Genomic DNA, 26,482 nt, shown 5'->3' with positions numbered 1-26,482 from the left:
TACATTAAGAAGAGGCCAAGCGTCTGTCCTTCGACTGCTTGGCCTCTTTCTTTTCATTCAGGACAATACACCCTTACACTTTCAAAATACATGTATAAAAGGTCGTCCGCTTGCTCTTCTGGTCTTTTAGCTAAAAACCATTCCTTTTGCATATCGGCTTCGGTGAATACGTTCGATCTCCAGAATGAAAGTCCCAACTCAGGATATTCATATAAAAATCCATGCTTAGCCTTTTCTCGATCATACTTTGCCACTTGATCTATTATTAAGCCCACTTCTTCAGCTCTAATTGTAAATATGTTAATCCCAAAGCACATGCAGTTAAGATTATGTCTTAGTTCCCTGTCTATGGTGATCCCTGAAACCTTTTCGTCGGGGCCATATTCGAGTTTAAAAGCTTGATCAAAATAATATTCATTTCCTTCCCCCATAGGGTACTTGGACTTATATTCTTGGATACACTCTAATACTTCCGCTTGCGTCATACCTAATCGTATAGTACCGATTGAATCCGCAGGCTTAATAAGTATATCGTCCATTTAGGGCCTCCTTAAAGCAATAATCTAGTTGTTTCCAAAGTATCTATCTGCGATATCCAACGTGACAAGTAATTCAGGATAATATTTTTGTTCCAGATTGCTGAATCTAGCAGGAACCTCGCCGTCTGGTAGGCTCCTGAAAGAAGCTGCTTCCATAGTTAATAACTCTGTAAACTTCTTAGCCTTTAACAATCTTAATTCCTCAGCCTGATAAACTTTCGAAGCTGCTGAATTTCCCCAGTTCGGAGTTTTTTCATGATCTCTAAAAATCATTCGGAGTGCTGCGGCCGTGTCGGCGTTATAGCCTGCGTCTGTTAAAGCCTTCTTAGAAACGATATGGTGTCTCTCACCGCCAAGTGGCTCCATATTTTTATAGATGCCGCATTGAAAGTTGTATCGTTGGTATTTGCGATCAGCAAGGTTGTACTGGTACATACTTCCATCTTCTTTTAGGGTAATGTTGTATCCAAAATAATCGGATACTTTATTTTTGGGAGTGATCCAGTTGTGTACTATCCCGGAGTTTACAGAAGTTTTGTTAAAGCTAGAAGTTAATGTCTGCGACCATGTGGCTTTACTAATTTCGTACTTTTTAAGTGTACCCGCGATACTGTCGATTGAATCAGTACCTACATTGATCAATGACACAGTAATGCCAGCATCAGAGGTTATATAGTTTAGTGACCACACATTACTAACAAGATTCTGTGAATCGCGTTCTACAAAAAAGTGCTGCTCGTAATTCATTACTACAGGCTGTCTTTCATCAAGGTTATACTTCTGCACCAATTCATTGACTCTATCTGCGCTAAGACCTTCGACAGCCCTTGCTTGGATGTTAAATCTTGCAGCCAGCTCTATATTGGACAAGTTTCCATTTTGAAGTTCTTGCGAGTACCCCTTATCAATTATAAATGCCTTCACGTCTGGATGACTATCAATTTCCTTAGCATCGATTAACTCATGGCTTGTTCCAACTTCGGAAGCAATTACTTCTAGGGTAGGGAAGGATGTTTCCCCGTTCTCTGCAAACGCGGTCGGAACGATTGTGACTAGGGTCAACAACAAAACCAAAAATAGCAAAAACCTTTTCTTCATTGCGATACCACCTCTATCCATATTTTTCAAATCATCAACAATGGTAGCTCACTACTGTATACTATTTATATTATCATTGGTAGTATTTAGGTAACATTTACCCTGTGTTCGCGCAAGGGTTCGCGCAGCGGTCACGCAATGAAATTGCGGTAATACCCGATTTATTTTCGTGCTTGTTCGCGTTCCTGCTTCTGGTAGAATGAGATCATAATTTACAATAAGACTAGGAGAGGTGTACGGATGGACAATATAATTATTAGGCCCGGTCATTCTATTGGTACGATAGAACTTGGAATGACAAAAGAAGAGGTAAACGTATGCATACAAGCGTATTCAGCCAAGTATGATGACTCCATAAATCGAATCTTTGAGGGTCTTTTCAAGACGGAGTATGCTGAGGATGGGACACTAATTTCTTGTGAAATACACAACGGAGCAACACAAGTGAAATTCCTTTGGGACAAATACGATGTGTTTGCCACCAAAGCACCTGAATTAATCGAAAAAATAGATTCCACATCAAAATACTTACGAGATTGCGATTCGGCAACTGGATACTCCTATGTATTTGCCGACATTGGTATCGCTTTTTGGCGACCCAGTGTGTTCAACGAGAACGATATTCATGAGGATTGGTTCAAGGAGCTACTGCCATCTATCCAAGAAGACGAAAAAAAATATCTTTACTTCGAGAGCGTACTCATATGTGGTCCAAATTACTACGACTTTCTCAAAGGAGCCAGCGAATAGCTGGCTTTTTCCCTTTCTACTAACTCGCATAGGCTTAGGGACGTTGTGAGAGGCGCTAGGATAGCCCTAGACGGACGATCTACACAGCCACCCCCAATATTAGAATTTTATCAAGGAGCTGACTTAGCTTTAGCATTCTACCATCGGTCAAGCTAGTGCCTTCTTTATACGACACGTTGAGCAGGGATCGAACGTCCTCGATCTTTTCTTTCACGCGACTGTCCACCTTTCGTTATCCGATGTATAAATGTGGTATAATAATCCAGAGGGGATAATGGGCGATTTGTGATTGGGACTACGAAGTCGGGATGGTGGTATGAATGGCTCTTTTAAAAGATAGTTCAACTTTAGATGAATATAAGGCTAGTTACGCACAACTTTGGGACGAACTCCAACATGTCGAAGAAGAGAAGTTTGAAAAAATGATAGAGAACATGCGTTATGAGTTGCTACCTACTAATAAAAAGTTATTGTATAGACTTCAACCGTTTAAAACACATTTACTATGGCTAATTCCCTTGAGTGTAATTGGAGTGGTTACTTTGGCGTATGTGCTATTCATTTGGATATCACTACTCGTGGAATAGTGATAGGTAAAGAAAGACCCCTATCTTAATTAGGGACTGACCCCCGTCTGTGAGACAGGGATCAAAACACCTTACAAGTTTAAGCAAGCCAGTTGTCGGTATTGTACCGGCGACTGGTTATTTCCACATTTGTCCACGAACTAAGCGAAACTATGGAAGTTCTAGCCCGAGGTTGATAATTTTATACAAACTTTATATAACGTTCGTTGAATGTTATTAATATGAATAATATAGTTATATATGGATGATATAAAATCTCCTGAGTTCAGTAAATTGCAGCTTTAATTCCAGCAGAAATTACTCCTACATATCCGGGCACGAATACTAAAATGGTAGTTGGAGACGTGCTATATTCAAACAAGTCCCTTTATGGTTCAGCAGCTGTTGTCGGGCATGTAGGTATTGTCGGCTCAGATTATCGAATTTATCATGTAACTCCCGTTAGTGACGCAAACGGCGGTGGGATCAATGATACTATTGAAACGTACATGGGAAGACATAACGCAGGTGAGAAGATAGCAGTTTACAGAGCTCGTTACTTTGACTATACAAAAGCAGCAAAGTGGGCTGAGCAAAATTACTGGAGAGCCACCGAATATTCGATTAGTATACTTGATAAGCTAGGCACACTCAATCCGAACTATTGCTCTAAATTTATATGGCAAGCCTTTTATTTTGGGGGCAGCGTAGATGTTACTGGAAAAAACGTAGGCCCAAATACGTACAGTCTTGTGTATCCATTAAACTTTACCTATGACCAATATTTCGCACGCATTACATCTTTCACAGCTACTCATTAATACTACGGCTAACCGCCTTATCTAAGAAAGCAGATAAGGCGGTTTTGTGCTTTAAGATGGTCTTGAACGTTTAATGTATAATGGACATGAGAAGGAGGGGCACAGATGAAAAAAGCATTGATCTGGTCAGCCTGCATTATATTAATACTCGTGGGTGGAATATACTCCTACTACTTAATCAAGGTCAATAGTATGGAACACAGCCTTAAATCTTATCTCATGACTGAAAAAAACTATAAAGAATCTGATATCAATAGTTTAACAGGGAAAATCGCAAAAGCTCCAAAGTATTCCGTCCAAGTTATTTTTAGCGATGAACCAAGTGTCATATACATATATACGGATCATGGCACTGGAAAGTGGAGACAACTGATCCCCGGCGTACCTGAGTCTGAGTCAGGTGTTCCCTTTAAGCACTATGAGCCTTTTAATTAGAACATGGTAAGGCTTATCTTATTCTTTTGTAGCTCGTCTTTTAATATATACCTCATAGATGGAGAGGTATCCACCTCAATCATAGGATAACATATGTCGGACAATTGAACAGGCAAAAGCCTGTCCTTGTCCGAAACCGATTCATCTCATGATTAAAATCACGAGTGTTCTCGGCTAACTCATAAAAAAGCTGCCTAATGATCGGCAGCTTTTCATTTCTTGTTTACTGAATTTAGTCACCTTGAAAATATGAATGATTCAGATCAGTACTTACATTTTGATGTTTTATCACTACATTAAATTAGCCTACCTCCTTCTATAGGCGGGCGATCCTCCCCCTAATCGCCCGCCTTTTTTTCTATCCCTTGTGCCGCTCCTCGCGGCTAGTGTAGCATGTGTTTCTACAAAACCTCGAAAATAAATTTTAACGAGACAAAAATCAGAACCACACGTCAAACGGGTGGTTTGCACTTGGGGTATACCCCCCTGTTGCCAAACTGCGCCTAAAGACGCTAGCCTGACAGCAAATCTGTTCAGGCTCAGTGTTATTTGTCACTTCCACTTACCAGTTAAACTGGTTTATTTCTTTTTGCTACTTTTACCACTGAATGGATCCTCATACTCTTTTACACTCAGCTTATCTATTGCTTGATCATGTGCTTCTTGCTCTCGAATGTACTTTGCTACAGTTGCTTCATTCAAACCCACTGTACTCACGTAATATCCTTCTACCCAAAATTTCCGATTCCCGTACTTATACTTTAATTGGACATCCACTCGTATAGAGTGCGACGGCGTGGGCAGAAGTTAAAGCAGCTTCTGCAACTGTTGTTTCTATCCACGCACTCGTATAGAGTGCGACTCCCTTCTAAAAAGTATTTGGAACGTTTTGGCCGTGTTTATATCCACGCACTCGTATAGAGTGCGACTGTCATGACTTTTGGAGCGGGTGCTGCTCGTAAAGTTTCTATCCACGCACTCGTATAGAGTGCGACACGGAATACATCGGGAATCAGCGCCGAATTATGGAGTTTCTATCCACGCACTCGTATAGAGTGCGACGAAATACGGAGTCATGGGTGCTGAAACGTTAGTAGTTTCTATCCACGCACTCGTATAGAGTGCGACCTACCTCATTCGTTGTGTTCGCCCTATGTGTTGTAATATGTTTCTATCCACGCACTCGTATAGAGTGCGACACGACTAATGCGGGGCTATATGTATTTTTGATACCGTTTCTATCCACGCACTCGTATAGAGTGCGACCCCAAACGTCATTGATACGTTCTCTGGAGTCCACAAAGTTTCTATCCACGCACTCGTATAGAGTGCGACTGCCAAGTATGTTAGAGACGCAACAAAAGAGGATGTTTCTATCCACGCACTCGTATAGAGTGCGACCAAAAAAATAGATCAATTCATGGATATGTGGGATCGAAAGTTTCTATCCACGCACTCGTATAGAGTGCGACCTTGATTTACCCTCTAGTTTACGAGTATCCGCTAAGGTTTCTATCCACGCACTCGTATAGAGTGCGACTGCGGGTACAAAAAGCCCTTGTCCCACTAGGGCTCCCAGCCCCAAAAGTGCGAGTCTCCAAAATATAACGCAAACTTCACTGACAATCAACTGACAAAATGCCGAAATCCCTTATGCAGCAAGAGGTGCGGGTCCCCCAGTGATTTCATGTGCACCTGGGGTCCGCACCATCATCTCCCCACCTCGTCTCTACTCCTTAATGGCTCCCTGAAACAAACCCACATAAGCCAAATGCGGGAACAAGATCGGATTGTTTATCAACATAAGTAGTTGGTTAAGTTGAAACGTTAAGGATAAAAGAGACACCTCACTGTGACAATCCTCTGGTACAGCAACACGATAATCAGATAGTTTGACCTTTGTTAATGCTTCGTCAGCCTTTTTAATGGATATCCCTTTATGTGCTGCCCCGTAATGATTTAATTGCTCATACCACCAATCCAAGCTTTCAGCTTCATTAGGTAATACGATTCGCAGTTGTTCCCCTTTAGGGTGAATAAGGATATCAAATAACCCCTTCACTTGAGTAACAGCCGACGTTGTGCTGCACAATATTTTAATAGGTCGGGTGGCCGTCTGTGTTGAAGGCTTGCCTGTTGTTGCACTGGCCTGACTTTCAACTGCTTCCAGTTTTGCTTCAAACCCTGTACATACTACATCCGAGGCCATTCGGACGATAGACTTGGAAACCGTATTTAGCTTATCGATACTGTCGGTCCATTCCTCTAACTTCTCTTCAACCACATTGGTACTTTTACACTGAACAACCACTGCCACCGCTTCAATGGGAATATATTTCATGCGACCATATCGAAAAATATAAGGCGTATACTGCTCGTCAAAAATAGCAAGATCAACCTCTTTAGAAACTCGTCCCGTAGAATCAATAATAAAAACAGACTGTTCGATAGAAAATTTGCGCGGAATCATCTGTTCAAACATTTCTTTCCAGACATCTTCCCGAAAGCTACCTAAAGTTAATTGGTGTTGCACTCTAAAATTTAACTCTCCTACAAGGTTACGCTCCATCTGCTTGTAATTGTCTACCAACTTAATCAGCACGCCGTTATCGGGTCCTTCTTTCTGCTGACTCATGCTATTCCCTCCTTACATACTTCTAGCACCATTTTTCCATATCCCGCATTCGTTTTTCCACCAACACCCTCGTGCTGTACCGCAGCAGCCAGTATTTCGGCAGCAATTTGCAGCCACTCCATCCCTTCAGCACCTTGTATAGAGCTAGTGAGCAAAAGCTTGAAATCCGCTTGGACACTAACAAAATGAACGGGTACAGGGGTATCATCATCATGCGGTGCCACTTTCTCTACTGCCGTTCGATACGCTTGAAGGGGGTGATCCCGCTCTGCCATATCCACGGATGCCAAATCAGCAGCTTGACGCAGCACAATTTGGTTATAATCCTTATGATGTGGAGTTAACACATCCAGGGAAAGTGCTTTCGAGACTGTAGCAGGGGTCACCCACGCATCATGGTAACAAATACTTCCCATCTGTCCAACTGTACCGTATAGACGCTCATAGTAAGCTCCACCCACACGGAAGTGTTCATCTTCTTCTCCCAAATATCGATGACAATAATGAGCTGAAATGCCTTTTAGCGCTGTCCCCGTAATGTACGGAATACCATAAGTCGGATGTAACGCCAAATGCGTCTCTAACACTGACGGCTGTCCCTGACCGGTCACCAGCGGAGACCGCCCTCTTAAAATGCGATTAGAAAGATGTTCACCCGCCATTTGAGATAATCGACTATAATGCAACTCAAAAAAAGCATCGTACCATTTATGCTGCAACGTTTTGTGTTCATCCTTGTTCAGCCAACTGGCGTAATATGCGTTTAAGTAGTTGGTGTAAAATGTTTGTCGGGATGCAGGTTTAGTTACCGCCTGTTCCAGCTTAGATTTCGGATAACTGGCTAAGTGCTTAGTCAAGGCCAAATAGGCGTTCATAGTCCCGCCTCCGTCTGTTCATCCAACACGTCCTCAGGGCTAATCCCCAACACCGCTTCTGCATACCGCTTGTACCAGACAGAAGCCTCAAGCACTTTGTGCGTCAGTACACGATATTCCTGCGTAGTAGCTGGCAAACTATCAGGCTCGAGGTTGAAATCCTGGATCGCTTCATTGATATGGTCCAAGAAGGTTCTTCTCATCCCTTTTTGAATAGATAAAAAAGCTACCGTTAGACGCAAACCGTTTAATTGCACCATAGCCGGAAAACGATGACATAAGCTGCCGTACTGCTGACGATCGGCTGCACTACATTTTGCTTCGATCATATGGATATGACGTAGCGCAGTTGTTGCATAATCGTGCTGCACTGATTTCATTATTCGCCACCTCCCACAACGCGGAAACGGACTCTGCCTTTCCCCACGCTAGCATTTGCACCCATCTGCACCACCTGCTCCGCTTGAGACAATCGGTTTACAAATTGGCGTGCTGCTCTAGCCTGCTGTGAAGTCCCTGTATGGTCACACCAAGTTAATCCGTATAATACAGCTTCCGAGGGTATATACTCCTCACTCCAAAGTGCTCCACGTACCGTTGTTTTCGTCTCTTCCTGAAGACGAATACGTGGTATAATTTCACAACAGTTTTTCACCATATATTGAAACGCTTCATCAGGAAGCAGCACAAAGCGTTCTCTAAACATTTGTTTTGAAAATTCATCTCCAAAAAGATAAGCCGCCAGTTGATCCACCCACAACCCTAGAGCAGCGTCAACTTCTGCCTGGCATTGAAACTCGTCCAGCTCGACGGTAACTTGCGCTGCTTGACGGGGGTTATGATGGAGGATAACCGCATCCTTAAAGCCGACTAGCGCACGATCCTCTTTTTCAAGTACAGATACGATGTTCACCCAGTCAAGTTCGGGCAGTAGCGACAGGTTAGCCGCCCCCATATCCCGTAACAGTCGCTTTATAGCAAGCGGACAGCTGACATATGCAAAAGTTCCGACGCTGCTGGCAACCGGAAAAGCAAGCATACGCGCATCTGACAGCGCGATCGCCCCAGCCACAGTATCCGCTGCTTCCTTGCTTTGTTGCAGATCGCTCCCAAATAAAGTTTCCAGCCATTCTTGATCTGCTTGCCCAGATGAGTGATGGCGAAAATAATCACGCTGGACCCCCTTTACACTAGAACCAGGCACAAAGGGCCATCCTGTTAATTTTTCTCTTATAATAGGCATATCAATAATTCCTGCGCCTTCACCCGCTCCGATATGTAAAGGTGTAAGGCAATGAATAAAGTACAAATTGCACGTCCCGCTCATGTCCAAACCTCCAATGATTTCATAAAATGGTGTAATTACTTTTCTGCACAATTCGGACGCCACAATCCCCACATGGCAAGTCCAAAACCATCCTCTTTGTCAAATGCTCCTTTGCGACGGTTGGCATCCGATACTGACCGCAGCCATCCCCGCTTAAGCAAATCCGATGGCTCACCTTCCATCACTTGAAAGAAATAGACACTGCCTGCTGGCACCATCCGACGTAACGCCTTACTTTTGTTCTCCGTATAACTCCATCCCGATACAGGTTGCCAGTCTGATAGGCAAGCCCATACTAGTTTCATAGAAACATTTTCGAGCCACCCCGCCCTTTCGGTCAGCAACGTTTCCGTATTCACCCATCTGGGCAACCAGCCTTTCGCAAAATAAGCGGGCGTAGCCAAAACCATACGAACATAACACCCATCGCGCTCCAAGCGTAAAGCGCCTGGGTCTCCCTCTCCGTTCCCCAATTGCTCCGTTCTGTCACATTGTCTATCTGCCGACATTTCTGCCATTTTTTCACTCAGGTCCGCAGGGCAATTCCAGACTTGTGTAGATAACGACTCCTGGATATGAACCAGTCGTTTCTTTCCCCCCATCGAATGAATCGTCGCCAATGAACCTTCTGGCCACTCCTGTCTAACATTTGACAAATCGCACTCCGCCAGCAAGCTTAATCCCTCAGGTAATACTAGCATCTCGGTGCCAAATAAATGCTCGTCCTTTGCACCATAAGTCTGTTCATCTATCGCTGTGTGCGTCCGCAGTTCATGCTCGAATGCTGCCAGAAAGTACGGAGCCGACACCTGTGCTTCATTCCAAGTTTCAAGCGCTGTAGAACGATCCTTGCAGGCTGCGCTCCATTCCTGCAAAGCGGTCTCCCAATCGCTTTCCGTTAACTCATCTGCCAACCAACGGGTCATCCATGATGCGGAGACAAAAGCTGGTTTCTTAGGCCAAGGTTTATCAGTGGCTGCATGCAGCACGGGCAACAACTGACCCGTATAACGACTATTCGTATCCGTGCCAAGAAAGCCCTCATCCTCATTCAGGTGAGTCCGTGGCCGTCTAAAATGAACCTTAATTTTCCTATCTACTTCTGATACATCCACATCCTGTGGAAATGGATAATATACTTCACCATACATGCTGTGCAGCGGTCCACGCACTACGGATTTTGTAATCGATTTTCGAATACACTCGATTTGGTCCTTAGAAACGGATGGCGAACAAGATGACTGTATATGTTTATACATCGCGGTCCGCAATGTTCCAGCCACTACGCTTGGTGCAATGGTAGATGTACTTCTCGCCACTACTCCAGGCGTCCTGTTAAATGGACGTCCGTCTCGTATTAACAAAGGATCAAGCGGCTCAATACGCAACGTCTTCTTCAACTACGCTACCCTCTTTCATCCATGTAATGGCCATAATATACTGCTCTGCAAATTGGCGGAGCTGTTCTAACGCTTCTTTATTCTCACCCTGAATGCGTGCTAGTAATGGCTCTAATGCCGACTCCACCTGTTCCGTGTCCCAGCCTGGAGCCCTTTTTTTACGCGCCAGCCTCAGAACTTCTTGTCGTAATAGGAGATCAAGCTGTCCCCCATAAATCGATTGATCGCGGCTTTGCGCCAGCATAGCTTCATACTCCAGATAAAGTGATCTCAATTCGTAGGCAAAACGGGCTGAAAACATACCCTGCTCGTATAAATCCTGCATCTTTTTCAAACCCGCAATCGGGTTGTGTACAAATGAATCGGTGAATTGCAACTGATCTCCACCACTTCGCTTCTGGAAATGAATCGTCAATGCGTTCCGATTCTGCTTGGACTGTTTCTCTGCGGCGAGTGCAAGACGACGTGCTTCCCCCAGCGGTTCGATCATATGTACTATTGCAATCCCCACCGAGCTAGTGGGCAAATCTCCTGTATCCAGGCTTTGCGGAAAAGCTTGTGCCAACGTATGCTGGAACACCTGCTGCAAATCCGCTACCGCTTCTAAGCAGGATGTCATTGGCAAATAAGCCATAACGTCATCCCCGCCACTATATACAAGTTGCCCTTGATGCTTTCGCACGATATGTTCGACCTGTTTGGCAAAATGGGAAAGACTCTCACTAAAGTGCTGATGCTCTTCAATCGTACGCAAGCTGCTCAAGCGTCTCCCTATACGGTCTCCATCACACATAAGAAAGGCATAATAGGAAGGCGGCCGCAGCTTCACCCTCGTATAAAATTGTTCCAATCCTTGTCGTATACTAGCCGTTATGTGTTCTTTTTGGCTTGCCGCGACTTGCTTTGTAAGATTCTCATCCACCCACTCCGCAATCCGATTGTCATAAAATAAATGACTATCCCAGCCCTTGCGCTTCATCATGCTCAAATCAAGTTCATTCGACCACTGGTTTAATACGGTGCCGTATTCATGAAGTGCATCTTTCCATTTTGGTGTAGAAAGAAGGGGCTGATACGGTTCAAATGCAACGTCACAAACCGACTTGAATTCTCGCTCTTGCATGACGTAACGCGACATTCGCTTCACAAGCGAGATGGCATCCAGTGTTTCGTTTGACTTGATTCCATAACGTGCAACCTGAGCATACTTTTCCTGATGAAGTACAGATTCTCTTCTACTGTCCAGTGTAGATAACTCATCTCCGAATATCCGAATAGGCTCATTCGCACGAAAGTCTCTTAACGTTTTGCGAGCAGCCATCAATTCCTCTGTACGCTTACGTAAAACACTGTAATCAGCACCTTCAGGATATGCCGTCCAAACCGCGTAGAACTCAAGCAGATCCTTTACTTGGCGCTGCCACATTTCCTCATGAACGCTGTCATCTAGCTTTTCGCGTACTTGATGAGCATAGTTCCGCCATTTATCATTAACAGCTTTTCGAACAGTAAGTGCAACCTCACGCGGATCGTTTGTATGAATAACAGCTACTACTTTATTGGAGATGTGGCCTACCTTGGTAGCCGTACTCTGCACGTCATCCTCCAACTGAGCAGCAGCAGGAAATATCAACTCGCTGTTTAAGTTATGCAACGTAAGCGCTGCTTCACGTGCCAATTCAGACAACAAATACGATCCAAACCAAAGGTCCCGTGTCTTTCTCGCCTGCGCAATAAATTGCTGTACAGGTCCAATCGTGCACTGGATGATATACCGTTTTGTCAACTGTTCCATCAACGTTCTCCTTTCGACTTGTTGCTTCTATGGTGCGAATTCGGTTTCATAGAACGATTTTGCTGCTGATTATTGTGTTGGTAGGGTGATGGTGTTCTGCCTTGCTTATTAGAGGGAGATGAATTATAGGTACGCATCTCATGATTGTTCTGTTTACCATCCATCCAATTTTTAATGAAAACACTTGAAAGGAAGGCAGCAATAGCGCATGTAGTAGCCGTTTCATTTTCCGCTTTCATCGGACTTCTGGAATACGTTAAGTTCGGATAAATATGGTGATGTGATATAGAGGTATGTTTCAGCTTGTTTTCCACCTCATGGAGAGCATACTTCTCTCTTGTTTGAAGCTGGAGTGCAGATAATGGTTTATGATTCAACAGCACTATGGCACCAATAGCCTTTTTATTATCTATTGCAATAGGTTTTAAAATAAGAGGTGACGCCAAACGTGTCTTGCCTACTGGTGCAAGCTCTGTGTTGTACGGTTCGCGTAGAGGATATTTCGCTTTACAATCTTCTGACTTAAACTTAAATATAATTGGCAATCCTAATTGCGCTCGTGGAAACGCGTACCTGCCTCTTATTTTATCTCCAGGACAAATTTTACTATGTTTCTCCACCGCCATACCTGTAATTTGACGAATCGAATCAGCCTCTGGCCATAACGAGCGTGCGAATTTACAGGTTTCAGAATCATCTTGTTTCCATTTGTTACGCTGTTGACGGAAAAGCTGATAAACCAAAATAATGTCTTTCCATGCTATTTTCGGTTCCTTGACGTGTGCTGCGCTCGGAACTTGGCTATAAATTTCATTACATAAAGTTGGCCATTGCCGATATTCTCCTCGTGGCAGTAGTTGCAGCTTATGTTTGGTCATCCAAGCCGAATACCAATTTTGTAGCTGTACATGGCCATTGCCCATACGCTTTATCGAAAATTCCTTACAGTATAGACTGCCACAGCCACGTCTCGTTCGGCCCCCTAGCCCACCAAAATGGATCCAGGCAGATAACGCCGCTTCTACTTCTTCTTTTAATTGTACTATGGTTAATTCATGAGAGTTACGTGGTAGGGAATATTGAATGTACAACCGGAATGAGAACGGCTGGAGAAGCTGCGATGATGAAGGTGTATCAGTCTCCCTTAAAGGGAATAATACATACGGAAGTAATCTCTTGGCAGATATTGCATCCAACTTCTCCGCCTTATCGTCCATTTCTATACTTATTTTCACACGGCTAGGCGTAGTTGTATCACCAAAGATAGCCACTTCGCGCTCACGCAAATCATAAACACTCGTATACGCAGCCCCTCGAGTAGCCCTCCACCAAAAACGTAAATGACCGCGGATTGCCGCACTACGGACAGGCACGACCTCTTTCTGATGTTCTATCAGACTCGTATCACCAAACATCGGCGTAATCAGTTCAATCTGATACTCCTGTGTACGTGTATTTTTACACCTTTCGCACTTTTTACAATCATTACACTCTTTATTCGGAATACTAGCATAAGACTGTTGAATCTTACCGATTCTAGCCTGTACCTCTGTCAGGCGAATAATAGGAGCTGATTGTTGCTCTGACATTAGTTTCACCTCTTCATGGACATTATTGGATCAGTCATTAATCGACCTGAATCGAAAAAATAAGGCAATGAACGTACTAGAATGTAAGTCTTTTGAACTATTCACTATACCTATCATATCAGATCATGTATTCAAATAACATATGAATATTTCTATTTAATCAAAATTAATCCATTAAAGTTAAATTTAAATGTAACGACAAAATAGATCATTAATTCCCAATTTGCAAAAGCATCATCTTGATTCTATTTAGGATTTGTTTATCATTTTCCGCTCGCAGACAGACATTTCCAAAGCAAAATAGGCCGGTTCCGTTAAAGGATACGACCTATGTTTGTGGCTAACAGGGTTAATTTGATTCTTTTAAAAGGGAATTCGTGTTGATAAGATGTGATCCATCATTGTTGCTTGCAGTAGCCATTTGAAGTTGCAATTCATGCGCTCGTGTAGAGTGCGACAGGACATTGCATCTGCTCAACTTACAATCAGGAACACGTTTCTATCCACGCACTCGTATAGAGTGCGACCGAACCTTGTATCCAGAGGAAGGCAGCATATGGGGTTTCTATCCACGCACTCGTATAGAGTGCGACTTACGATGTTATAGCGTACTTTGATATTGAAGATAAAGTTTCTATCCACGCACTCGTATAGAGTGCGACCTAACTTCTGTATAACTATATAGGAGGACGAAATGTTTCTATCCACGCACTCGTATAGAGTGCGACCCTGTTAAATCCGGTGGGATTATCCCAGTCAGCTCCAGTTTCTATCCACGCACTCGTATAGAGTGCGACTCTCGATAACTGTTTGATGCATGCTTCAGCTCAGTTTCTATCCACGCACTCGTATAGAGTGCGACTGCGGGTACAAAAAGCCCTTGTCCCACTAGGGCTCCCAGCCCCAAAAGTGCGGGTCTCCAAAATACAGGGCAAACTTCACTGACAATCAACTGACAAAATGCCGGAATCCCTTGTGCAGCAAGAGGTGCGGATCTCCCGGGGATTTCATGTGCACCTGGGGTTCGCACCAAACCCTCCTATCAAGCAACATTAACCTAACCACTTATGTTTAGTATCGCCTATGGAATGCAATGTGACAAGTACAAGACTTATTTTCCTCTACGTCCCCATAACAGCGCTCGAACAAATCTCACAAACGCAAAATACAGATCACTCCACACAAAACAAAAAGAAATCCCCACCTATAATGACAACATATCAAATGGTCCATTACATGTGAGGATAAATAACCGCGCCATAAAGCGTTGATTTACAATCGATAAATATGGGCTACGCCAAGTACATAACTATCCGTTTCAGGTTTGAAATAGAGCCAGCGCCTCTTGCCCGCTCAACTCCTTTTAGGCAATGATCGCTGCCGATCCGATTTCGGGCTGGAATTACCCCCCCTCCCCATTTGAAGCGGAAGCCACCGTGACTTTCCTTTCCATATAAGCCCCTCAACGTACACCGCTTTTTTGAACCAATGCAGCGAAGGGCATCTCTTATTTGTCCTGACGACCAGTCCCCATTGGATCACACTTGACAGCACTGGACTCACGACCCGATTTCTAGTTCGAACAGATTCGAGGCTGTCGTTAAACAGACGCTGCTTTACATCTTTAGGCGCTGCGCCGCTCAAACAAAAATAAAGGGTGGCCGCCAAACTATAAATATCAACGAGACTGCTTGGTTCCGATTTCTGCGAATACAGCTCAAGCGGTGAATAGCTGGTTGACGTAACGATAGCCTGCTCTGGCTTGCCCGCACCTGCGCACGGAATACGTACCGCTGAGCCAAAGTCGATAAGCTTGGCTTGTCCATTCTCTCCAATGACTACATTGCTAGGTTCAACAGCACGGTGAATAATACCTTGTTTATGGATATACGCTAACGCGTCGATGATCGATAACATCGTACCCGACAGAAATTCAGCGGTTAACCCGCCACCATCTGATCCACAATAATGATCCAACGTTACACCGCGACAAAATTCCGTTACTACGTAACTAGTGCCGTTCTCTTCAAAATGGTCCACAAGTTGTACAATATTGGGATGTTTAAGCTCACCTAGCAATGCTGCTTCTTGATCAAACGAACGTTTAAGCGACTCAAATTGTGTAACGACTGCGGAATGCTTGCACTTTACAGAACGACGATCAATCTCCCTGTTCACTAATTCATCTGGAAAAAATTCCTTGATCACATAAGTAAGCTTGCTCTCATTGTGACGAGCCGCATATACGATTGACAGTTGACTTTTCGAAATGACTTTCCTAATGTGATAAGTCTCGTTCAGACAGCTGTTTCTGCCTAAACACATTACCTTATCTGTCTTCATGTCTGATCCCCCGCTTGCTCGCTCTACTGTTAGTCACAAACCACTTATCGATCATAGACCTGATTGCCGTACTAATCGTAACCACAAAACTTAGACAACATTACACAGCCAAATGGTAGCTATTCGTTCTATCTAAGTGGTGACATTTATAAATCGTCGTCGTGCACCTCTTCTGTATCATGCTCTTGGCGCTCCGCCCGCCACTGCGCTTTCTCCTGCACATGCTCTTCAATCAGATCACGCTTTAAATTCCAAGCCTCCATGCTAAAATCGACATGGTAGGGCTCTGGATTTGTTTTCCGCAAATATTCCGGCCAGAATCGTTTTAATTGCTTCTGATGGTAGGTGCGGATGTCTTCCAATGACGGACGTTCATATACAAGTTTGCCTTGTTCATAAATAGGCTGTAGCAGCCGCTCAGACAAATAATGGTCTACATGTTTATGCATATAAGGATGCAGCGGATCAAACAGCTTGAGCCTTGCTTGACGCTCCACATCATCTTCTGTGGCCAAGCAAATGTAATCCGCGATCGCCTTTTTCTTTTTCGGATGAATAATACGGTATACATCTTTTTTGCCCGGATAGGACACCTTCTCTGGATTGGCTGAAATCTTAATTGTTGGCTCCATCTTGCCATCAATTTCTCTCTCCACCAGCTTGTACACACCACCAAGGGCGGGTTGGTCGGAGGCCGTAATCAGCTGCGTCCCTACTCCCCAACTATTAATTTTCGCGCCTTGCATTTTCAGATCTGAAATAGTATTCTCATCCAGATCATTCGAAGCAACGATCTGCACATCCGTTAAGCCAGCCGCATCCAGCATCTTGCGCGCTTCAATGGATAAATAAGCCAAATCCCCGCTGTCAAGGCGGATGCCAAGCAACCGTTTTCCCTTCCGCTCCAGCTCTTGTGCGACACGAATCGCATTCGGAATTCCGCTGTGCAGCGTATCGTAAGTATCCACCAATAAAGTGACCTGATTAGGCAGCGCTTCTGCAAATTTTTCAAACGCATCCAGCTCATTCGTGAAACTTTGCACCCACGCATGCGCATGTGTACCTTTCGTCGGGATGCCAAAGCGCTTGCCAGCCAACATATTGGAAGTGGCGTGGAAGCCCGCAATATAAGCGGCACGTGCTCCCCATAAGGAAGCATCCGCTTCTTGGGCACGCCGAGTTCCAAATTCCATCAAAATGTCGTCCTTGGCCACCTGCTTGATACGGGACGCTTTGGTCGCAATCAACGTCTGGAAGTTCATAAAATTAAGCAAAGCCGTCTCGATAAGCTGCGTCTCGAACACTCTGCCTTCAACACGAATAAGCGGCTCGTTCGCAAATACGAGTGTGCCCTCCTGAACTGCGTCCAAGTGACCGGTAAACCGAAATGCTCGTAGTTCCTCCAGGAACGCAGCATCATACTGCTCTTCCTGCAAACTTAAATAGTCAATATCGTCTGCTGTAAAGTGGAGATTCTCCATATATTCAATGATACGCTCCAGACCGGCAAATACAGCGTAGCCGTTGCCAAACGGCATTTTGCGAAAGAATGCCTCAAACACCGTCCGTTGGTTATGCGTGCCGTTTTTCCAATGTGCGTACATCATATTAATTTGATATTTATCCGTATGTAAGGCCATTGATGTATTCATGATCATAATCCTCTTTTCCTCTAGTTGAACATCGATATGATGGATTAAACTGTTGCTACACCTTGTCTCACAATCGATGCTCCGAGTGAGTTGCGGAAATGCTGAAGCGCCCATTCGTGAGCTTGTCCGTTAAATGTAGCTACAGCGTCTTCGTGCACAACGATTTTATAACCTAAATTGTACGCTTCTACTGCCGTGTGAAGTACGCAAATGTCAGTGCATACCCCCACGAGGTGAACTTCTGTTATCCCTCGGCTGCGAAGTCGAAGATCCAGATCCGTACCACAAAAAGCGCTATAACGTGTCTTATCCATCCAATATATTTGCGCTTTAGATGTCTCGTACACATGCATCACTTTACCATACAAGTCTCTGCCTGAAGTGCCTCGAATATTGTGCGGTGGGAACAGATTCGTCTCTGGATGATAAGGGTCATGTTCATCATGCACATCCACGACCATGACGACCTCATCCCCACGCTGAACAAATTCCGTCACAAGTGCAGCCACCCTGTTCTCAATCGCGATGGCTGGATCACCGCACGGCAGCTTGCCATTTACAAAGTCAACCGTGTAATCAATAACAATAAGTGCTTTCATGGCACGCGCTCCTTTTATATGTCTCAGTCAGTTCAAATGCTATAGATTAACGTCATTATGACAAATTAAACCGAAAAGTCAACTTCCAACGTAGTAAAATGCTATTGCATCTATTTGCGCTTCGCTCGAAATGTTCCCGTCCCAATCGAGCCGACCTGACCGCACTCATCGGTTACTGTTGCATAACAAGTAAGCGAGCGGGGCGTTTCATGTATAATATGAGCCCTCACCTCCAGCACTTCTCCCGTTAAGGGCGCTACAAAATGTAAATTTAAATTACTCGTCACCATTGGTGAATCTGGACGCACTGCGTTTGTGATCAAACCCATCGCATTGTCGATCAAAGAGGAAGTGACCCCACCGTGAACGATTCCCATCATATTGAGATGATGCGGCTTTAGCGCTAACCGTATAATCGCTTCTTCATCCGTCAAACTAACGATTTCACAGCCCAAGTACCCCCAAAATGTTGCTTGTGCCTGCTTTTCCATCGCCTTTAAATCATCCTGCGTATATCCCATGCTGACACCTCGCTTGTATACGTTAAGGGTTAGACTCTCACCGATCATGCTGTACATAAACCGGCCGTTGCCACAACGACCGGCTTTAGTCATCACCTATGAATGAATCTTCAATCCTTCTAATTCACATGCTATCTACTGCTACATTACCCCATTCCAACACGTCCAATCAAGCTCTTCTGTCTAATCATTCCCTTTTTCAGCTGCCATGTCCTGCTTGAGCTGCTCTTGTGTAACCTCTTCAAGCAGTTTGCGCCTAAGCACCTTGCCAATCATCGTCTTTGGCAGCTCAGTCCTAAATTCGACCTGGCGTGGTACTTTAAAAGCTGCAAGATGTTTCCTGCACCACGCAATAATTTGCTCAGCCGTCACATCTGAGCCATCCTTGACAATAACGTAGGCTTTCACCGTTTCTCCCCTGTAAGCATCGGGAACACCAATGACGACGGCCTCTTTAATGTCTGGATGCTCAAACAACACCTCTTCCACGTCACGTGGATACACTTTGAACCCACTCGCATTGATCATATCTTTTTTCCGGTCTACGATATAAAAGAAGCCCTCCGCGTCCATTTTCCCCATATCGCCTGTATACAGCCACCCATCACGAAGTACTGATGCCGTCTCAGCATCCCGCTGCCAATACCCCACCATCACTTGCGGACCGCGAACGATCAGCTCACCAATTTCGCCAACGGCCAGTTGTTCACCTGTTTCGGCATTTACGATTTTGGCCTCTGTATCTGGAAACGGTATTCCGATTGAACCCAACTTCCGGTACCCCCACACATTGTTTGCATGGGTGACAGGGGAAGCTTCCGTTAAACCGTATCCTTCAATTAGCCTGCCTCCGGTTAACGCCTCAAATTGCTCCTGCACTTCCTGCGGCAGCGGCGCTGAACCGCTTACACATGCACGTATAGAGCTAATATTAAATGATTTCACCTCAGGGTGATGGTTAATGGCAATATACATCGTCGGTGCCCCTGGAAAAATAGACACTTGTTTCTTTTCGATAACCGCAAGCACTTGCTTCGGATCAAATCGCGGCAGCAGCACAATTTGTCCTGCCAAGTATACGGCCTGATTCAACAGCACCGTCAAGCCAAAGACGTGAAAGCAGGGCAGCGCCGCCAAAAATACTTCTTCACCTTTTCTAGCTTTATAAAACCAGTTCGCTGTCTGAATCGTATTTGCGAGCAAATTATAATGGGTTAACATGACACCTTTGGCGATGCCAGTTGTGCCTCCTGTATATTGCAAAATGGCTATATCACGCTCAGCATCTACCTCTCTACATATCGGATGAGGGGCGCCTCGTTTTAGCCAAGCTTTAAATTTATAAACAGACGGAAGGTTTGGTACTTGCAAATCCTGACCGTCCTTTTTTGCTTTCAGGGGGTACATCCAATTTTTAGGAAATCGTAAATATTCAGCAATTGATGCCACGATTATGTGCTGGACTTGTGTATGCGGCTTAACTCGGAGGACACGCTGAACTAGCAGATCCAGTGTAACGATAACAACTGCTCCTGAGTCTGACAATTGCTGTGTCAGTTCCCCCTCCATATAGAGCGGATTCGTCATTACCGCAATGCCTCCATACAGCAGCGTCCCAAAATAGGAAATCACTACCTGCGGGCAATTCGGAAGCATGATGGCAACACGCTCGCCTGACTTGACACCTAGGCTGTGCAGTCCGTCTGCAAAGCGGTAAGCCGCTTCCAGTAACTCCTGGTACGTTAGCTTACTCCCCATAAACTCTACTGCTGTATGTGTGGGAAATTGAGAGGCTGCATCAATTAGCAGCCTCCCCACGTTGTGCTTCGGATAGTCGAAGGTCGGTGCGACTTCTGCGGGATAATGGACAAGCCACGGTTGATCCCCCATCATGACTATCCACTCCTTCCTGCCGCGAACGAGCGGCCATTGTCATTCTTTGCTGTACAGTACAGTCGCGATAGACTACGTAGCGACAGTGACATATCCTTCTTGCGTAACGACTTGGCTGGCAATAGCTCTCTTTAGTGGAATTAAGGAGGTGGATGAGGTGCGAACTAATTTTTTCAAAATGGAGAGCTGTGTCTTTAACGTATCCCCCGTCGAAATATAGGCGAGCAATTCTTTCGCAATACCTTCCGCGGCAGTGACACTGTTGCGCAAATAAATTAACGTCATTGCAGCAGCTAACGCGGACTTTTCTTCCCCGCCGCGTTCAGCGAGCTTCGCAGCACGCAGCAAGGCACTCTCAGCAGCATAAATCGATATAATCAAATCCGATAAATGTGCCAGCACCTCCTGCTCTTCATCTATACTTTGACCAAATTTCTGAACAGCACTTCCGCCAACAAATAAAAATAACGTTTTTAACCGTGACAGCAATTCACTCTGCTCGGACAAGGAATCATGAATTGGCGTTGTTGGCGGGAGTGGGGCAAGCAATTCCTGCTGCAACGATTCCAAGCGTGCTATGAGAGGCAGCTCACCTTTCATCGCTTTTTTGAGCAGTGTCCCAGGTATGAGTAAGCGATTGATCTCGTTAGTCCCTTCAAATATGCGGTTAATACGTGCGTCACGATATATACGTTCGACCTTGTACTCCTGCGTATACCCATACCCCCCGTGAATTTGCACCGCTTCATCTGCGACGAATTGGAGCGCCTCGCTAGCAAATATTTTATTGATGGAGCACTCGAGCGCATATTCTGCAATCGCCTTGGCGGATGCTTTGCCTGCGTCTGCGCTTTGATGATCCATACCACTTAACATCCCGTCGATGTAACCGGAAGTACGGTAAACCATACTTTCCAGTACATACGTAATCGTATTCATATCCGCCAGCTTTTGGCGAATAAGCGAAAAATGGCTAATTGGCTTTCCGAATTGGGTCCGCACATTGGCGTACGACGACGCCAACCGAATCGACTCCTTTGCAGCTCCAAGACAACCTGCCCCCAACTTAAATCTGCCGATATTTAAAATGTTAAAAGCAATTAAATGACCTTTGCCGATCTCACCAAGCACATTCTCAACTGGGACAGGCATGTTATCAAAATATAACGGGCATGTGGAGGAGCCTTTAATCCCCATCTTTTTCTCTTCGGGACCAATCGTAAAGCCAGCAAACTCTCTTTCCACAATAAAGGCCGTGAATTGAGTGCCGTCTACTTTGGCATAGACGATAAACAAGTCCGCAAAGCCTGCATTCGTAATATAAATTTTGGAGCCGTTCAGCACATAGTGCTTGCCGTCCTTCGACAATTTCGCCGTCGTGCGCGCGCCTAGTGCATCTGATCCGGATGCTGGCTCTGTGAGGCAGTAAGCGGCGATTTTGGCGCCTGATGCCAGTTCAGGTAAATACCTTTTCTTTTGTACCTCCGAGCCAAAAAATACGATAGGCAGCGTGCCAATGCCTACATGCGCACCGATCGAAAGCGCAAATGAGGAGGATTGCGCCAGCGTCTCATTAATAATCGTAGAGCTAACTTTATCAAGACCTAAACCACCGTAAGCCTCTGGCACATCTGCTGCCAGCAGCCCCAATTCACCTGCCTTGCGCATCAACTCAACTGTCAGCTCATAATCCAGCTTTTCTAATCGCTCGTCGTTCGGAAGAACATCCCCTTCCACAAAGGCTTGGGTTGTATCCGCAAACATGCGCTGCTCCTCGGTAAAATCTTCTGGTGTCATAATTTGATCAGGTACAGAATCCGACAGCAAGAAACCGCCGCCCACAGGTTTTGAAATTTCTTGTTTTGCTTCCATTTCATTCTCTCTCCTCTGCTGATGCTTTTGGCGCATGAACCTCGAACAGACCCGCCGCGCCCATACCCCCGCCGATGCACATCGATACAATACCGAATCCGCCTCCTTTTCGACGTAAATCCTGCACCAAGCTCGTCGTCAGCTTAGCTCCTGTACAACCAAGTGGGTGTCCCAGTGCGATTGCACCGCCATTTACATTAATTTGCGCCTCATCCAGCTCTAGCTGCTTTATAATGGCCAGACATTGCGCCGCGAACGCTTCGTTTATTTCATATTGCTGAATATCTTTCTTGTCGAGACCTACTTGTCGCAGCAGCTTCGGGATCGCTTCCACGGGGCCGATTCCCATTACTTCAGGAGCCACTCCCGCTACCGTGAAGCCTCGATACGTCGCAAGCGGCTCCAAGCCAAGCGCCTCGGCGCGTTCACGGCTCATGACCAGCACAGCTGCGGCACCATCGCTTACTGGTGATGAATTGCCTGCTGTCACCGTTCCCTTGGCTGCAAACGAAGGCTTCAGCCGCGAAAGAGCTTCCATGCTCGTATCTGAGCGAACACATTCGTCATGCTCGAAAGGCTTATAATGAAGCGTGTAATGGCCACTCGGCGATTCCTTAGAATGAAGGGACTGAACAGGCACGATCTCATCGTTGAACAGACCAGCGGCTTGCGCTGCTGCTGCTTTGCGATGGCTGTTCAAGGCGAAGGCGTCCTGCTGCTCGCGGCTAATGCCATATAGAGCGGCAACTCGCTCCGCCGTATGGCCCATGCCGATGTATACTTCCGGCATCTCATCTGCAATTCGCGGATGCGGCGCAAGTTTGAAGCCGGTCATAGGCACGTGCGACATGCTCTCTACCCCACCGGCAATAACAATATCTGAACTTCCGGATTGAATTTGTTCAGCTGCGTAAGCGATCGCCTGCAGCCCTGATGAACAAAAGCGGTTTACCGTCACCGCAGGCACGGATGAAGGCAGGCCGGCATACAACGCAATAATGCGTGCAACGTTGAGCCCCTGCTCGCCCTCAGGCATTGCACAGCCAAGGATGACGTCGTCAATATCTTCGCGACTTACTCCAGACGCCCGCTCCAGTACAGCTTCAATCACAGCTCGCCCCATATCCTCTGCGCGTGTTTCAGCGAGCGCTCCACGCTTTGCTTTGCCAACAGCTGTTCGTGCCACAGCTACGATCACCGCTTCACGATGCGTCGGTATCGATGTTCTTGTGCCTGAAGATGGCTTCCTCATCTTTTCTTTCTCCTTCCATCAATTGCGTAATGGCTTACCGGTACGCAGCATATGCTCCATTCGCTGCTGTGTCTTCTGTTCACCGCATAACGACAAAAATGCTTCCCGCTCCAAATCGAGCACATATTGCTCCGACACAAGTGCACCGCTCGGCACGTCGCCACCTGCCAGTATATGAGCAAGTTTATTCGCGATCAGCGCATCATGCTCACTTATGTATCCACCTTCACGCATGCCTTGGATAGCCAGCTTCATTGCAGCTTTGGCTTCTCTGCCAGCCACTCGAATAACGGATGAAGGCTCACTGCTAAATCCAGCGGCATCCAAGGCAAGCACCATTTGTTTAGCTTCATAAATACGGCGCTTACTGTCGATTAACACCTCATCTTTTGGTCTTCTATAGCCAAGCCTTTCTGTGTCAAAGCCGCTTGTGGACACTTTAGCCATTGCTATCGTCTCAAATATTCGCAGCACATGCGGCGTCAGATCATCATCCGCATGAGAAAACTTGGCCGAGAGCTGCTGTAGCAACTCTTTACAGCCGCCGCCTGCCGGAATTAAACCGACCCCTGTCTCCACTAGGCCATAGTAGGTTTCCGCGCTAAATAGAATAACGTCAGCCGGCAAGCACGCTTCGACACCACCGCCAAGCGTCATCTGGTGTGGGGCAGCTACGACTGGCTTCTGCAATCGTTTCAGCCGCAGCATCGACTGCTGAAAATGCTTAATAATGTCGTCAATTTCTTCCCATTCTTCCGCTTGGGCCTCAGCTAGCAGCTGCATAATGTTAGCGCCGACACAAAAATGCTTGCCTTCGTTCGCCACCACTAAGCCTCGATATTGCTGCTCCACAAGCGCTACGCTGCGTTGAATCATCGATAAAATATCTCCACCGATTGCATTGTTCGGTGAATGAAATTCTAAGCAAGCTACGCCGTCACCAAGGTCGATCAGACTAGCGCCCGCATTGCTTTCAATGGTTGCGCCAGCTTCTTTAAGCTCACGCAGCGAAATATGTTGAGGGGAAGTTACGACGTCGCGATAAGTACCAAGATGGGCATATGATATCCCCCCATTCGCTTGCTTCCTGTAAAAGGTGTCGTGCCCTGCCGCCAACCACTCCAGCACCCAAGCAGGTACGTCTATCCCCTCGGCCTGCATCCGAGCCGTTGATTCCTTGACACCAATCGCATCCCACATTTCAAATGGACCCAGCTGCCAATTAAAGCCCCAGCGCATCGCTTGATCAATATCTTGAATATCATCTGCGATAACACCAACTAGCGAAGCCGAATAAGCCAACATCTGTTTGGTCGTATCCCAGGCAAAAGTGCCGTGTTTATCTTTGGCATTTAGCAGGGCGTGCAGCTTGTTCCCTGTTCCTTTAGCCCGCTTTACAGCTTCAAGCGAAGCCGCTTGAACAGGCTGTCTGTCTACATACTGCATCGTATCGAAGCGAAGTGCTGTAATGCGGCCCTTGCCTTCTTTTTTATAAAAGCCTTGACCTGCCTTCTCTCCGATATGACCTTGTTCTACCAGCTTGTGGTACCAGTTCGGCAGCCTGAACAATTGACGTTCAGCTTCAGTTGGCGCATGTTCTGTCAAGTTACCAACTACGTGCATAAACGTATCCAGTCCGACAAGGTCGAGCGTGCGGAAGGTTGCACTTTTGGGCCTGCCCATCGCTGGTCCCGTTATCGCATCAACTTCCTCGATCGTTAAGCCTGCACGTTCCATTTCTTGAAGTGTAGTTACAAGGCTGTAGGTCCCAATACGGTTGGCGATAAAGTTAGGCGTGTCTTTAGCGATAACGACTCCCTTGCCGAGTCTGCGCTCGCACCATTCACGTGCCTGCTCCACTGTGTCATGAGCACTATCCACTGTCGGTATGACTTCAACCAAGTGCATATATCGTGGTGGATTAAAAAAATGAGTGCCTACAAACGATTCCTTAAACGCCTGAGCGCGACCCTGAGCAATTGCAGTCAACGAAATACCAGAAGTATTTGAGCTGACAAGTGTGCCCGGCGTCCAATGCGCCTCGATTTCATCCCATACGACACGTTTAATATCCAGACGTTCCGTTACCGCTTCGATAATCCAGTCTACGCTTCGTAAACGAGTCATATCATCCTCGGTGTTGCCTGCTGTAATCCGATCCGCAAACGCTTCCATATACAAAGGTGATGGCTTCGTTTGCTTCAGTCGCCGTATCCCCTGTGCGGCTAAGCGATTACGTACAGCCTTATCTGTTAGAGTGAGTCCTTTTAATTCTTCTTCGACGGTTATGGAGTTTGGCACGACATCAAGCAGTAAACATCGTATGCCTGCATTCGCCAAATGTGCGGCGATCGCAGCCCCCATAACTCCTGATCCGATTACCGCGGCGGTACGCACCTCATTCCATCGTTTTAACGCCACATCGTTCACTCCTTTACGTTCTAAAAATCAATCGTTCGTTGAGCTGGCTGCTCTTGCTTGATTCATTCGTTAGTTATCCCTGACCACGTTTAAAGCCTT

At 45.8% G+C, this 26,482-nt stretch carries 22 protein-coding genes, 1 pseudogene and 2 CRISPR repeat arrays; of the genes and pseudogenes, 4 read left to right on the top strand and 19 right to left on the bottom strand.

Features of this window, described 5'->3' with window-relative positions:
• Nucleotides 1-53 precede the first annotated feature (53 nt).
• Together H509_RS0111710 and H509_RS0111705 are read right to left on the bottom strand one after the other, a co-directional pair.
• The gene (locus tag H509_RS0111710) at nt 54-539 is read right to left on the bottom strand and encodes a hypothetical protein (RefSeq protein ID WP_028545256.1); all 486 of its coding nucleotides are present in this window, start codon (nt 537-539) and stop codon (nt 54-56) included.
• Between the two features lie 24 nt (nt 540-563).
• A complete protein-coding gene (locus tag H509_RS0111705; RefSeq protein ID WP_028545255.1) occupies nt 564-1,637 on the bottom strand; it encodes a hypothetical protein in 1,074 nt (357 codons plus the stop codon).
• A gap of 240 nt (nt 1,638-1,877) precedes the next feature.
• Between H509_RS0111705 and H509_RS0111700 the strand changes: the two genes are divergently transcribed.
• Nucleotides 1,878-2,387: a hypothetical protein gene (locus H509_RS0111700; RefSeq protein ID WP_028545254.1), complete on the top strand. Its 510-nt coding sequence runs from the start codon at nt 1,878-1,880 to the stop codon at nt 2,385-2,387.
• A 79-nt stretch (nt 2,388-2,466) separates the two neighbouring features.
• Here the strand turns inward: H509_RS0111700 and H509_RS28755 are convergent, their stop codons facing one another.
• Nucleotides 2,467-2,601: a Spo0E family sporulation regulatory protein-aspartic acid phosphatase gene (locus H509_RS28755; RefSeq protein ID WP_169450897.1), complete on the bottom strand. Its 135-nt coding sequence runs from the start codon at nt 2,599-2,601 to the stop codon at nt 2,467-2,469.
• Between the two features lie 106 nt (nt 2,602-2,707).
• Here H509_RS28755 and H509_RS0111690 point away from each other — a divergent pair, with 106 nt between their 5' ends.
• From H509_RS0111690 to H509_RS0111680, 3 genes are all read left to right on the top strand, one after another.
• A complete protein-coding gene (locus tag H509_RS0111690; RefSeq protein WP_028545253.1) occupies nt 2,708-2,974 on the top strand; it encodes a hypothetical protein in 267 nt (88 codons plus the stop codon).
• 329 nt (nt 2,975-3,303) lie between these two features.
• Nucleotides 3,304-3,774: a hypothetical protein gene (locus H509_RS25005; protein ID WP_051286970.1), complete on the top strand. Its 471-nt coding sequence runs from the start codon at nt 3,304-3,306 to the stop codon at nt 3,772-3,774.
• Nucleotides 3,775-3,879: 105 nt separating this feature from the next.
• Nucleotides 3,880-4,209: a DUF3139 domain-containing protein gene (locus H509_RS0111680; protein ID WP_028545251.1), complete on the top strand. Its 330-nt coding sequence runs from the start codon at nt 3,880-3,882 to the stop codon at nt 4,207-4,209.
• Between the two features lie 579 nt (nt 4,210-4,788).
• Here the strand turns inward: H509_RS0111680 and H509_RS25000 are convergent.
• From H509_RS25000 to H509_RS0111600, 16 genes and pseudogenes are all read right to left on the bottom strand, one after another.
• Nucleotides 4,789-4,974, bottom strand: a pseudogene (locus tag H509_RS25000) (IS200/IS605 family transposase); the annotation flags it as partial.
• 65 nt (nt 4,975-5,039) lie between these two features.
• Nucleotides 5,040-5,749: a CRISPR direct-repeat array (repeat unit 32 nt; unit sequence GTTTCTATCCACGCACTCGTATAGAGTGCGAC).
• A gap of 189 nt (nt 5,750-5,938) precedes the next feature.
• A complete protein-coding gene (locus H509_RS0111670) occupies nt 5,939-6,844 on the bottom strand; it encodes a DUF6602 domain-containing protein (protein WP_036696971.1) in 906 nt (301 codons plus the stop codon).
• Nucleotides 6,841-7,719: a type III-B CRISPR module RAMP protein Cmr6 gene (gene cmr6, locus H509_RS24995; protein WP_051286968.1), complete on the bottom strand. Its 879-nt coding sequence runs from the start codon at nt 7,717-7,719 to the stop codon at nt 6,841-6,843. Before cmr6 ends, H509_RS0111670 begins: the two co-directional genes overlap by 4 nt.
• Complete coding sequence (gene cmr5 / locus H509_RS0111660) at nt 7,716-8,099, bottom strand: type III-B CRISPR module-associated protein Cmr5 (RefSeq protein WP_028545249.1); 384 nt, start codon at nt 8,097-8,099, stop codon at nt 7,716-7,718. The genes cmr6 and cmr5 overlap by 4 nt, the downstream gene beginning before the upstream one ends.
• Nucleotides 8,099-9,046 (bottom strand): type III-B CRISPR module RAMP protein Cmr4, encoded by a 948-nt coding sequence (cmr4, locus tag H509_RS0111655; protein ID WP_036696969.1) that lies wholly within the window; start codon nt 9,044-9,046, stop codon nt 8,099-8,101. The genes cmr5 and cmr4 overlap by 1 nt, the downstream gene beginning before the upstream one ends.
• A gap of 35 nt (nt 9,047-9,081) precedes the next feature.
• Nucleotides 9,082-10,446, bottom strand: coding sequence for a type III-B CRISPR module-associated protein Cmr3 (gene cmr3, locus H509_RS0111650; RefSeq protein ID WP_028545247.1), 1,365 nt, complete (start codon nt 10,444-10,446; stop codon nt 9,082-9,084).
• Nucleotides 10,424-12,241 carry a type III-B CRISPR-associated protein Cas10/Cmr2 gene (gene cas10, locus H509_RS0111645; protein WP_028545246.1) on the bottom strand — a complete coding sequence of 606 codons (1,818 nt, stop codon included), beginning with the start codon at nt 12,239-12,241 and terminating at the stop codon, nt 10,424-10,426. Before cas10 ends, cmr3 begins: the two co-directional genes overlap by 23 nt.
• On the bottom strand, nt 12,241-13,830 hold the full coding sequence (gene cmr1, locus H509_RS0111640) for a type III-B CRISPR module RAMP protein Cmr1 (RefSeq protein WP_028545245.1): 1,590 nt from the start codon (nt 13,828-13,830) through the stop codon (nt 12,241-12,243). The genes cas10 and cmr1 overlap by 1 nt, the downstream gene beginning before the upstream one ends.
• Nucleotides 13,831-14,256: 426 nt before the next feature.
• A CRISPR array of direct repeats spans nt 14,257-14,692; the repeat unit is 32 nt; unit sequence GTTTCTATCCACGCACTCGTATAGAGTGCGAC.
• 491 nt (nt 14,693-15,183) lie between these two features.
• Nucleotides 15,184-16,173, bottom strand: coding sequence for a serine/threonine protein kinase (locus H509_RS24990; RefSeq protein ID WP_051286967.1), 990 nt, complete (start codon nt 16,171-16,173; stop codon nt 15,184-15,186).
• Nucleotides 16,174-16,319: 146 nt separating this feature from the next.
• Entirely contained in the window at nt 16,320-17,825 is a 1,506-nt protein-coding gene (locus H509_RS24985) for a nicotinate phosphoribosyltransferase (RefSeq protein ID WP_211234328.1), read from the bottom strand.
• A 44-nt stretch (nt 17,826-17,869) separates the two neighbouring features.
• Entirely contained in the window at nt 17,870-18,424 is a 555-nt protein-coding gene (locus H509_RS0111625) for a cysteine hydrolase family protein (protein ID WP_028545244.1), read from the bottom strand.
• 110 nt (nt 18,425-18,534) lie between these two features.
• Nucleotides 18,535-19,038 carry a PaaI family thioesterase gene (locus H509_RS0111620; RefSeq protein ID WP_245596029.1) on the bottom strand — a complete coding sequence of 168 codons (504 nt, stop codon included), beginning with the start codon at nt 19,036-19,038 and terminating at the stop codon, nt 18,535-18,537.
• A 90-nt stretch (nt 19,039-19,128) separates the two neighbouring features.
• Entirely contained in the window at nt 19,129-20,835 is a 1,707-nt protein-coding gene (locus H509_RS0111615; RefSeq protein WP_028545242.1) for a long-chain-fatty-acid--CoA ligase, read from the bottom strand.
• A 75-nt stretch (nt 20,836-20,910) separates the two neighbouring features.
• A complete protein-coding gene (locus H509_RS0111610) occupies nt 20,911-22,710 on the bottom strand; it encodes an acyl-CoA dehydrogenase family protein (RefSeq protein WP_028545241.1) in 1,800 nt (599 codons plus the stop codon).
• Nucleotide 22,711: 1 nt separating this feature from the next.
• Nucleotides 22,712-23,962 (bottom strand): acetyl-CoA C-acyltransferase, encoded by a 1,251-nt coding sequence (locus H509_RS0111605; RefSeq protein WP_051286964.1) that lies wholly within the window; start codon nt 23,960-23,962, stop codon nt 22,712-22,714.
• A gap of 18 nt (nt 23,963-23,980) precedes the next feature.
• Nucleotides 23,981-26,383 carry a 3-hydroxyacyl-CoA dehydrogenase/enoyl-CoA hydratase family protein gene (locus H509_RS0111600; RefSeq protein WP_036696965.1) on the bottom strand — a complete coding sequence of 801 codons (2,403 nt, stop codon included), beginning with the start codon at nt 26,381-26,383 and terminating at the stop codon, nt 23,981-23,983.
• Nucleotides 26,384-26,482: the final 99 nt, after the last annotated feature.

The sequence above is a fragment of the Paenibacillus taiwanensis DSM 18679 genome (genome assembly GCF_000425125.1).
GTDB lineage: Bacteria > Bacillota > Bacilli > Paenibacillales > Paenibacillaceae > Paenibacillus_B > Paenibacillus_B taiwanensis.
The sequence above is the reverse complement of the archived record's forward strand: the minus strand, read 5'-3'. Positions and strand labels throughout refer to the sequence as shown.